Origin of the sequence: Stenotrophomonas sp. SMYL86 (assembly GCF_036320025.1) — a bacterium.
Taxonomy (GTDB): Bacteria; Pseudomonadota; Gammaproteobacteria; order Xanthomonadales; family Xanthomonadaceae; genus Stenotrophomonas; species Stenotrophomonas maltophilia_A.
Window position 1 is genome coordinate 110,180 of the sequence record NZ_JAWIRU010000010.1, and the last position, 9,679, is coordinate 119,858.

The following is a 9,679-nucleotide window of genomic DNA, read 5'->3' on the forward strand; positions in this document are numbered from 1 at the left end:
GCGCTGAAGCACCCTTCTGCGTGGAATCGCCCATTCTACCCAATGCCCGCCTGGTGCTCCGTCAATGCTGCGGCGCATCCAGGCCCTTCGCCGCCCTCCAGCTAGAATGCGGTCATCCTCAACGTGCAGGGCAGTACAGCAATGCAGCAATCGACTTCCACCGGCAAGCGCGGCAAGCGCTTCGCCAGTGCGGCGGAGGCCCTGCAAGGGGTGGTCGCCGATGGCCAGACGCTGGCCGTGGGCGGCTTCGGCCTGTGTGGCATTCCCGAGGCACTGATCGCCGCGCTGCGCGACAGCGGCGCCAAGGGCCTGACCGTGATCTCCAACAATGCCGGCGTCGATGGTTTCGGCCTGGGCCAGCTGCTGGAAACCCGCCAGATCAGCAAGATGATTTCGTCCTACGTGGGCGAGAACAAGGAATTCGAGCGCCAGTTCCTGGCTGGCGAGCTGGAGCTGGAATTCAATCCGCAGGGCACCCTGGCCGAGCGCCTGCGTGCCGGCGGCGCGGGCATCCCGGCGTTCTTCACTGCCACCGGCTACGGCACCGTGGTGGCCGAGGGCAAGGAAACCCGCGAGTTCGACGGCAAGCACTACGTGATGGAGACCGCGCTGCGTGCCGATGTCGCGCTGGTCAAGGCGTGGAAGGCCGACGAAGCAGGCAACCTGGTGTTCCGCAAGACCGCGCGCAACTTCAACCCGGCCTGCGCGATGGCCGGCAAGGTCTGCATCGTGGAAGTGGAAGAGGTGGTGCCGGTCGGCGCCATCGATCCGGACCAGGTGCACCTGCCGGGCATCTACGTGCACCGCATCGTGCACAACCCGCATCCAGAAAAGCGTATCGAACAGCGCACCATCCGCGCGGAGGGCAACTGACATGGCGTGGACCCGCGATGAGATGGCGGCACGCGCCGCCCGCGAACTGACTGATGGCGCCTACGTGAACCTGGGCATCGGCCTGCCGACCCTGGTTGCCAACCACATCCCCGAAGGCGTGGACGTATGGCTGCAGTCGGAGAATGGCCTGCTCGGTATCGGCCCGTTCCCGACCGATGCCGAAGTCGATGCCGACCTGATCAACGCCGGCAAGCAGACCGTGACCGCACGCGCCGGTGCCAGCTACTTCGGCAGCCACGACAGCTTCGCGATGATCCGCGGCGGCCACGTCAACCTGGCCATCCTCGGCGCCATGCAGGTCACCCACAAGGGCGACCTGGCCAATTGGATGGTGCCCGGCAAGATGGTCAAGGGCATGGGCGGCGCGATGGATCTGGTGGCCGGCGTGCAGCGCGTGGTGGTGCTGATGGAGCACACCGCCAGGAACGGCGAGCACAAGATCCTGACCGAATGCACGCTGCCGCTGACCGGTGTGGGCGTGGTCGACCGCATCATCACCGATCTGGCCGTGTTCGACGTCACCGACAAGGGCCTGTTGCTGGTGGAAGCGGCGCCGGGCGTCAGCGATGACGAGTTGAAGGAAAAGACGGGCGTGGCGTTCGTTCGCGGTTGAAGGTCCGGGGCGGCCCGGCTCAGGGACGCCCCATTCTCAGGTAGCGCCATGCTTTTCCCTCACGACCTGCCCGATGCCGATGTCCAGCACCTGCCGGGCTGGCTGGCCGCGACCGATGCAGACCGGCTCCTGTCCGTGCTGCAGGCCGAAGTCCTCTGGGAAGTCCACCGCATCCGCATGTTCGGCAACTGGGTGGATTCGCCGCGGCTGAGCTGCTGGATCGGCGATCCGCAGGCGCGCTACCGCTATTCCGGGGCTGAATTCGTGCCGCATCCCTGGCCACCCGCGTTGCAGGCCATGCGTGATCGCCTGCGGGTGGAGGGCCTCGGCCGCTTCAACAGCGTGCTGCTGAACCGCTATCGCGGCGGCGGTGATTACATGGGCTGGCACAGCGATGACGAGCCGGAGCTGGGGTCGGCCCCGGTGATTGCTTCGTTGAGCCTGGGCACGGCGCGGCGCTTCCTGCTGCGCCGGCGCGATGACCCGGCGCGGAAGGCCGAGTATCTGCTCGGCCACGGCGATCTGCTGGTGATGGCCGGTCAGACCCAGCAGTTCTATCAGCACGCGCTGCCGAAGATGGCGCGGGTGCAGGGCGAGCGGATCAACCTGACGTTCCGCTGGATCACGCCGCGCTGATCGATCAGTGTGCGATGGTCGGCTGGTCGGCCTGCCCGCTGGTCAGCGTCCAGCCCACCATCTCCTGTGCCAGCTGCTGCAGGCCGCGCTCGAAGGCCGCGGTCACCGCCGGTACGTCGGTGCTGCCGACCGGCTGCGCCTGGCGGAAGGTGCGGTCGGCGACCACGCGCTGGTCGGCCACGTGGATCAGCTTGGCGTTGACCTCGATCACCACCGTCGGCGTGGCCTGTCCCTGGTAATCCGATTCGAAGCGGCGCACGTCGGTGGACAGCTTGTAATCGGCGCGGATGCCGGCGGTGCTGCGGGCCACGCCGCGGATGCGGCTGGAATCCTCGAAGCCGCGCAGCAGCGTGTCCTCGATCATGTCGGTAGCCGGCTGCGCCCAGCTGGCGCCCTTGTAGATCTCCAGCTGCGACGGCGTCGGCCGCACGTTGATGCGCGGACTGTCGACCATGCGCGCGGCGCTGGGCTTGGCCAGTACCAGCTGCCAGCTGGCCTGCGGCCACGCCGGGTCCGCCTTCACCTGCACCGAGGGCGAGTACAGCGTCACTGCGGTTTTCTCGCTGCTGCCGAGAATGGAGCAGCCGCCCAGCAGGGTGACCATCGAAGCGGCCAGCAGCAGGCGCGGAAGGGTGGTCGGGCTCATTTGGGTTCGAACTCCTTCGGTGCGTCGCGGCCCAGCAGATAGCGCGCGGGGTTGTTCTCGAGGCGGTCGCTGACCCGGCGCAGGTCGCGGATCAGGCCGCGCAGTTCGGTCAGCGTCGGGCCCAGCTGGCCGAGGCCATCGTTGGCGAAGCTGTTGATGGCAGCGCGGTTCTCGCCAAGGATCGAATCGGCGTTGCCGGCGGCCGAATCAAGCTTGGCCAGAGTGCCGTCGAGCTTGTCGATGATGCCCGGCAGCTGCTGCACCAGGTTCTTGTCCAGGCGCTCGATGGTGCCGTTGGTGGTCTTCAGCGTGGTGTCCAGGCTGCGCGCGGCGTCGCGCGCGCTGAGCAGCAGCGCCTGCGTGCCCTGGTCACGGTCGGCCAGACCACCGCTGATGGTTTCCAGGTTGGCCAGTGTCGCGTTGATCGAAGCCACGTTGCGGTCGCTGAGGATCTGGTCCATGCGCTCGACGATGCGGTTGGCGACGTCGGTGATGTTCTGCAGCGCCGACGGCGTGGTCGGGATGATCGGCGCCGGGTCCTTGTTGACCGTGGTCAGCGCCGGCGACTGTGGCGTGCCACCGCTGAGCTGGATGATCGACGGGCCGGTCAGGCTGGTGATCGCCAGCTTGGCGCGGGTATCGGTCTTGACCGGCGTGTTGGAGTTCAGGCGGATGCGCGCGACCACCTGGCGCGGGTCGTCCGGTACCAGGTTCAGTTCGGTGATCGAGCCCACCGCGATGCCGTTGTACTGCACCGGGCTGCCCACCGACAGCCCGGTCACCGCTTCGCGGAACACCACGCGGTATTCCTGCCAGGTGCGGTCGGAAGAGTACTTGGCGGCCCACAGGCCGAAGGCCAGCAGGGCCAGGCCGGTGATCAGGGTGAACGCGCCGATCAGCACGTAGTTGGCTTTGGTTTCCATGGCTCAGGCACTCTCGATCTGTTCGCCACGCGCGGCACGCGCGCGGGGTCCGTGGAAGTATTCCTGGATCCACGGATGATCCAGTTTCTCGATGTCAGGCAAGGGCGCGTTGGCCACCACCCTGCGGTCGGCGATCACCGCGACCCGGTCGCAGATCGCGTACAGCGTGTCCAGGTCGTGGGTGATCAGGAACACGGTCAGTCCCAGCGCTTCCTGCAGGGTCTTGATCAGGCGGTCAAATGCAGCCGCACCGATCGGGTCGAGGCCTGCGGTCGGTTCGTCCAGGAACAGCAGCGGCGGATCCAGCGCCAGCGCTCGGGCCAGGCCGGCGCGCTTGCGCATGCCACCAGACAACTGCGAGGGCAGCTTGTTGATCGCATCGGCGGGCAGGCCGGCCAGCTTCACCTTCAGCAGCGCCAGCTCGTAGTGCCAGCGCTCGGGCAGTTCGCGATGGTGCTCCTTCAGTGGCACCTGCACGTTCTCGCCCACGGTCAGCGAGGAGAACAGGGCACCGTCCTGGAACAGCACACCGGTGTTGCGCTCGATGTGCAGGCGGCTCTCGGCATCGTCGGCACGCGCGTCGCGGCCGAGCACTTCGATCTGCCCGGCATCGGGCACGCGCAGGCCGAGGATCGAACGCATCAGCACCGATTTGCCGGTACCCGAACCACCCACCACACCCAGGATCTCGCCGCGGCGCACGTCCAGGTCCAGGTCTTCATGCACGGTCTGGCTGCCGAAGCGGTTGACCAGCCCGCGCACGCGGATGGCCAGCTCGTGGCCGTTGTCGTCCTGCATGGGAATTTCTTCGGGCGTCGGATGCGTGCTCATGTCACCAGTCCATGTGCATGAACCACAACGCCGCGAAGGCGTCGATGATGATCACCAGCGAGATGGTCTGCACCACGCTGGAGGTGGTGCGTTCGCCGACCGACTGCGCCGTGCCTTCGACCTTCAGTCCTTCCAGGCAGCCGATCAGGCCGATCACCAGCGCGAACACCGGCGCCTTCGACAGGCCGACCAGCATGTGCCGCACTTCCATCGTCTCGTGCATGCGCGCGATGTACATCTGCGGCGGAATATCCAGGTCGAATGCACCCACCGTGATGCCGCCGGCCAGGCCGGCGACCATCGCGATGAAGGTCAGCAGGGGCAGGGTGACCAGCAGCGCCAGCAGCCGTGGCAGCACCAGCAGGTCGATCGGGTCCAGGCCCAGAGTGCGCATCGCATCGATTTCCTCGCGCGCCTTCATCGCACCGATCTGCGCGGTGAAGGCGCTGGCGGTGCGGCCGGCCAGCACGATCGCGGTCAGCAGCACCGCGAACTCGCGCAGGAAGGCGATGTTGACCAGCTCGACCACGTAAATCTCGGCGCCGAAATCGCGCAGGATGGTCGAGCCGAGGAAGGCGATCACCGCGCCGACCAGGTAGGACAGCAGTGCCACCAGCGGTACCGCATCCAGCCCGACCTGCTCCATCTGGTGCACGGTGGCGGTCAGGCGGAAACGGCGGGGTTCCTTGACCAGGCGCGCGGCCTTGACCAGGTTCTCGCCGAGGAAACTGCACAGCGCCTTGATGTTGTGGCCGGTGGCATGGACGCTGACACCCAGCCGTTCCAGTGCAGCCAGCACGCCGAAGTCGCGCTTGGGCTTGGGCCGGTCGTCGGCCACTTCCTCGATGGTGCACACCAGCGCCTGGTGGTCCGGGCGGAACTTCAGTGCGTCCTCACCGAGGTCGGCGCGATGGGCCACGCGCAGCACCTGCAGCACGCCGGCCGAATCCATCTTCTCGATGGCGGTGGCATCGATGCCGGTCAGCGTGTCGGGAACGCCGCGCAGGACTTCGGCCGCGGCCAGCGCGGTCTTCAAGGTCCAGGTGCCGGACAGGCGGATCACGCCCGGGTCATGGGCATCCTGTTCGAGCTGGGGGGCGTGGTTCGGGGTCACTTGGGCCATTCGGGTCGCAGCATAACCGTTCTGTATTGGGCATCGCGTCGAACTCGGATGAATTTCTCCGGTAAGGCCCAGCCTAGGTAATACTACGGCGCATGTCCGCAGACGCTCACACGATCCCCACGCCCCAGGCCACCTACGCGCAGCGCGTGGCCTTCGTTTCCGAGATCGCCGGACGCCTGCACAGCTACGGCACAACGGCCCAGCGCCTGGAAACGGCAGTGGTGGCACTGGCCCGCCAGCTCGATCTGGATTGTGAACCGTGGTCGAATCCCACCGGTATCATCCTCAGCTTCAGCGACCCTGCGCAGGCGATCGGCTCCAGTGACATCACCCGCGTGATCCGCCTGGCCCCCGGCGAGAACGACCTGCACAAGCTCAGCGTGGCCGACCATATCGCCGAGGAAGTGGCCAACGGGCGGATGAGCATCGCCCAGGGCCACACCGCGCTGCGCCAGCTGGACAAGGATCCGGGCCGGCGCGGCAAGCTGCGCACCATCCTTTCGTTCACCCTCGGCGCGGCCGGTGTGGCCGGCATGTGGAAGCTGCCGTGGCTGGACATTGCCACCGCCGGTGTCATCGGCCTGATGATCGGCCTGCTCGGCATGGTCACCGACCGTCGCCCGGCCACCCGCGAAGCCGCCGAGGCACTGGCCGCGCTGCTGGCCGGCCTGGTCGCCACCCTGGTCGCGTCCTTCATCGGCGCGCTCAATCTCAACACGGTGATCATCGCCTCGCTGGTGGTGCTGCTGCCCGGCATGTCGCTGACCAATGCGGTCAATGAACTGGCCAGCCAGCACTGGGTGTCGGGTACCGCGCGCTTTGCCGGCGCGCTGACCACCATCATGAAGCTCAGCGTCGGCGCGATGATCGCGGTGACCCTGGCCGATGTGCTCGGCCTCGATCCGGTGATCCGCGCCACGCGGCCGCAGGGGCCGTGGGTGGAGTGGGGCTCACTGCTGACCGCGGCGTTTGCCTTCGCGATGCTGTTCAAGGCCAACCGCCGCGATTATCCGTGGGTGATCGCGGCCTCGGTCGCTGGTTATGCGATCTCCAAGTTCGGTGGCCACGCCTGGGGAGCGCCGGCTGGCATCTTCCTGTCGGCGATGCTGCTGACCGCCGGTGGCAATCTGTTCGGCCGCCTCGTCGGCCGCCCGGGCGCAATCATCCGCCTGCCCGGCATCATCATGATGGTGCCCGGCAGCACCAGCCTGCGCGGCGTGCTGACCCTGGTCCAGCAGCAGGACGTGGGCGCCGGCCAGAGCGTGTTCCTCACCGTGCTCAACGTGGTGATGGCGCTGGTCGCTGGCCTGCTGTTCGGCAACCTGCTGATGCCGGCCCGCAAAACCCTGTAATCGCCCTCTGGGCTGCTTCCTGTGGGTGTGGACCGTTGGTCCACACACCTTTTCTTTCCGGGGAATGAAAAACGCCGGCTTTCGCCGACGTTTTTCATTGCATCCCGATCCGGCCTCAGGCCTTCTTGATCAGGAAATCTTCCGGCTTCTTGTTGCCCTTGGCGGTCAGCTCGGCCATCCAGCGCGGCTGCTTGCCACGGCCGGTCCAGGTTTCCTTCGGATTGGCCGGGTTGCGGTACTTCGGCGCAACCTTGCCCAGCTTGCGGCCAGCGGTCTTCGACGGTACCTTGGCAACCTTGGCCACCTTGCGCGCGCGCGGGGCCGGGGCGTCGCCGAACAGTTCCTCGATGGTGTAACCCTCGGTCTTGGCCAGCTTGGTCAGCTGTGCCCGGACCTTGGTGATCGGCCGGCGCTTGGCGACGATGGTCTGCTGTTTCTTGGCGGTGCGGATCAGGGCGCCCAGCTCGCGTGCCGACAGGCCGGTCAGGTCAATGCTCATTTACGGTTACTCCGGAAACTAATAAGTGGACGGGACGAGCCAGTCCCTGGCGTCGCGGGACAGAATAAAGATGAATTAATCCCAGCACAAATGCAGACCGGTCATGGCCTGGCAGCATCCCGGCTGCATTGCGTCGATTTTGACCGGATTATGTCCGCTGCAATATTGCTCAAATGGGCGTCAGGCAAAAAAAAGACCGGGGCATGCCCCGGTCTTTTCCTGATCAACCCTGCAGGCGCTGCAGCAGGGTGGCCTTGTCCAGGCTTTCCGCTTCGCTGGCGCGGCGCGAACGGTACTCGTAGGTGCCGGCGGCCAGGCCACGTTCGCTGACCACCACGCGGTGCGGGATGCCGATCAGTTCCATGTCGGCGAACATTGCGCCCGGGCGCAGGCCACGGTCGTCGAGTGCCGCGTCCAGGCCCGCATCGCGCAGCTCCTGCAGCAGGTTGGCCGCGGCGTCGGCCACGGCGGCGTCGCCCTTCGGATTGATCACGCACACCACCACCTGCCACGGCGCCATCGCGTCCGGCCAGATGATGCCGGCATCGTCATGGTTCTGTTCGATCGCGGCAGCCACCACGCGCGAGATACCGATGCCATAGCAGCCCATCGCCATCACCGCGGCCTTGCCGTTCTCGTCCAGAACGGTGGCATCCAGCGCTTCGGCATACTTGCGGCCGAGCTGGAACACGTGGCCGACTTCGATGCCACGGGCGATCTTCAGTTCACCACCGTCCAGCGCGCGGTCACCGGCACGCACGTTGCGGATGTCGGCCACTTCCGGTTCCGGCAGGTCGCGGCCCCAGTTGACGCCAGCCAGGTGGAAACCGGCTTCGTTGGCGCCGACGACGAAGTCGGACATCGCCGCCACTTCGCGATCGGCCACCACGCGGATGGCCTTGGCCGGGGCGACCGGGCCGAGGAAGCCCGGCACGCTGCCCAGGTGCTCGGCGATTTCCGCCTCACTGGCGAAGCGCTGCTCGTCCAGGCCGGCAACCTTGGCCAGCTTGATCTCGTTGACCTCATGGTCGCCGCGTACCAGCAGCAGCACGAACTGCTGTGCCTTGCCTTCGCCGGCGATCAGCGCCACCGATTTCACCGTGCGCTGCAGGTCGATGCCGAGCAGCGCCGCGACATCCTCGCAGGTCTTCTGGGTGGGGGTATCGACCTTGCGCATGGCTTCGCTGGCGGCCGCACGCGGTGCCGGATCGGCAGCGATCGCCGCTTCCATGTTGGCCGCGTAGTCCGAACCGGTGGAGAACACCAGCGCGTCTTCGCCGGAATCGGCGATGACGTGGAACTCCTGCGAGGCATCACCGCCGATCGCGCCGGAGTCGGCCTGCACCATGCGGAAGTCCAGGCCGAGGCGGGTGAAGATACGGCTGTAGGCCGACTTCATGTTCTCGTACTCGCGCACCAGGCACTCATCGTGCAGGTGGAACGAATAGGCGTCCTTCATCAGGAACTCGCGCGAACGCATCACGCCGAAGCGCGGACGGATCTCGTCGCGGAACTTGGTCTGCACCTGGTAGAAGTTCACCGGCAGCTGCTTGTAGCTGGACAGCTCGCTGCGCGCGAAGTCGCAGGCGGCTTCTTCGGCGGTCGGGCTGTAGCAGAACACCTGGTCCTTGCGGTCCTTGATCTTCAGCAGCTGCGGGCCGAACTTCTGCCAGCGCCCGGTCTGCTCCCACAGTTCCTTCGGCTGGATGGTCGGGATCTGGAATTCCACGGCACCGGCGCGGTCCATTTCCTCGCGCACGATGCGCTCGACCTTGCGCAGCACGCGCAGGCCCAGCGGCGACCAGGTGTACAGGCCCGATGCCAGCTTGCGGATCATGCCCGCGCGCAGCATCAGCCGGTGGCTGGTCAGCTCGGCGTCGCTGGGGGTTTCCTTGGTGGTGTGCAGGTGGAACTGGGAGAGGCGCATCGTCGGCTTCGGATAACGGCAGAGACGCCTATTCTGCCAGCCCGGCCGGGGGGAGGGGTATCGGCAGGGCTGCGCCCTGCACCCGCCTCAAGCAACGTCAACTGCAACTGCAACAGCGGGCTTCCCGTGGGATGGCGGGGTGGGTCCGGTTGCGGGGGACGCCGTAAATACGTCCCTGTGGCTCGGTCGCGCCATCGATGGCGCTCACGCCCTCGCAACCGGACCCACCCCGCCT

10 protein-coding genes are annotated in these 9,679 nt (G+C 66.7%); 4 read left to right on the forward strand and 6 right to left on the reverse strand.

Annotated elements, in window-relative coordinates:
* The first annotated feature begins 141 nt into the window (after positions 1-141).
* The 3 genes from V3B64_RS12790 to V3B64_RS12800 are packed head-to-tail and all read left to right on the forward strand — an operon-like array spanning position 142 to position 2,143.
* Entirely contained in the window at positions 142-873 is a 732-nt protein-coding gene (locus V3B64_RS12790; RefSeq protein WP_329914227.1) for a CoA transferase subunit A, read from the forward strand.
* A gap of 1 nt (position 874) precedes the next feature.
* Entirely contained in the window at positions 875-1,507 is a 633-nt protein-coding gene (locus V3B64_RS12795) for a CoA transferase subunit B (protein WP_329914228.1), read from the forward strand.
* Between the two features lie 48 nt (positions 1,508-1,555).
* On the forward strand, positions 1,556-2,143 hold the full coding sequence (locus tag V3B64_RS12800; RefSeq protein WP_329914229.1) for an alpha-ketoglutarate-dependent dioxygenase AlkB: 588 nt from the start codon (positions 1,556-1,558) through the stop codon (positions 2,141-2,143).
* A gap of 4 nt (positions 2,144-2,147) precedes the next feature.
* Here the strand turns inward: V3B64_RS12800 and V3B64_RS12805 are convergent, their stop codons facing one another.
* From V3B64_RS12805 to V3B64_RS12820, 4 genes are read right to left on the reverse strand one after another with little or no spacing between them, the layout of a single operon-like run.
* The gene (locus V3B64_RS12805; protein WP_329914230.1) at positions 2,148-2,789 is read right to left on the reverse strand and encodes an ABC-type transport auxiliary lipoprotein family protein; all 642 of its coding nucleotides are present in this window, start codon (positions 2,787-2,789) and stop codon (positions 2,148-2,150) included.
* Positions 2,786-3,712 carry an MlaD family protein gene (locus V3B64_RS12810; RefSeq protein ID WP_014035909.1) on the reverse strand — a complete coding sequence of 309 codons (927 nt, stop codon included), beginning with the start codon at positions 3,710-3,712 and terminating at the stop codon, positions 2,786-2,788. The genes V3B64_RS12805 and V3B64_RS12810 overlap by 4 nt, the downstream gene beginning before the upstream one ends.
* Positions 3,713-3,715: 3 nt before the next feature.
* Positions 3,716-4,543: an ABC transporter ATP-binding protein gene (locus tag V3B64_RS12815; RefSeq protein WP_329914231.1), complete on the reverse strand. Its 828-nt coding sequence runs from the start codon at positions 4,541-4,543 to the stop codon at positions 3,716-3,718.
* 1 nt (position 4,544) lies between these two features.
* Positions 4,545-5,666 carry an ABC transporter permease gene (locus V3B64_RS12820; protein WP_032127999.1) on the reverse strand — a complete coding sequence of 374 codons (1,122 nt, stop codon included), beginning with the start codon at positions 5,664-5,666 and terminating at the stop codon, positions 4,545-4,547.
* A gap of 92 nt (positions 5,667-5,758) precedes the next feature.
* On the opposite strand from V3B64_RS12820, the gene V3B64_RS12825 reads away from it, so the two are divergent.
* A complete protein-coding gene (locus V3B64_RS12825; protein ID WP_049398420.1) occupies positions 5,759-7,018 on the forward strand; it encodes a threonine/serine exporter family protein in 1,260 nt (419 codons plus the stop codon).
* A 115-nt stretch (positions 7,019-7,133) separates the two neighbouring features.
* Here the strand turns inward: V3B64_RS12825 and V3B64_RS12830 are convergent, their stop codons facing one another.
* Complete coding sequence (locus V3B64_RS12830) at positions 7,134-7,517, reverse strand: H-NS histone family protein (protein WP_329914232.1); 384 nt, start codon at positions 7,515-7,517, stop codon at positions 7,134-7,136.
* Between the two features lie 223 nt (positions 7,518-7,740).
* Positions 7,741-9,444 (reverse strand): proline--tRNA ligase, encoded by a 1,704-nt coding sequence (locus tag V3B64_RS12835; protein WP_032128001.1) that lies wholly within the window; start codon positions 9,442-9,444, stop codon positions 7,741-7,743.
* Positions 9,445-9,679 lie beyond the last annotated feature (235 nt).

Bases quoted from the DNA above. Each gene is read 5' to 3' on its own strand.
- V3B64_RS12825 (WP_049398420.1), top strand. From the start codon at position 5,759: ATGTCCGCAGACGCTCACACGATCCCCACGCCCCAGGCCACCTACGCG.
- V3B64_RS12805 (WP_329914230.1), bottom strand. From the start codon at position 2,789: ATGAGCCCGACCACCCTTCCGCGCCTGCTGCTGGCCGCTTCGATGGTC.
- V3B64_RS12820 (WP_032127999.1), bottom strand. From the start codon at position 5,666: ATGGCCCAAGTGACCCCGAACCACGCCCCCCAGCTCGAACAGGATGCC.
- V3B64_RS12790 (WP_329914227.1), top strand. From the start codon at position 142: ATGCAGCAATCGACTTCCACCGGCAAGCGCGGCAAGCGCTTCGCCAGT.
- V3B64_RS12815 (WP_329914231.1), bottom strand. From the start codon at position 4,543: ATGAGCACGCATCCGACGCCCGAAGAAATTCCCATGCAGGACGACAAC.
- V3B64_RS12795 (WP_329914228.1), top strand. From the start codon at position 875: ATGGCGTGGACCCGCGATGAGATGGCGGCACGCGCCGCCCGCGAACTG.
- V3B64_RS12800 (WP_329914229.1), top strand. From the start codon at position 1,556: ATGCTTTTCCCTCACGACCTGCCCGATGCCGATGTCCAGCACCTGCCG.
- V3B64_RS12810 (WP_014035909.1), bottom strand. From the start codon at position 3,712: ATGGAAACCAAAGCCAACTACGTGCTGATCGGCGCGTTCACCCTGATC.
- V3B64_RS12835 (WP_032128001.1), bottom strand. From the start codon at position 9,444: ATGCGCCTCTCCCAGTTCCACCTGCACACCACCAAGGAAACCCCCAGC.
- V3B64_RS12830 (WP_329914232.1), bottom strand. From the start codon at position 7,517: ATGAGCATTGACCTGACCGGCCTGTCGGCACGCGAGCTGGGCGCCCTG.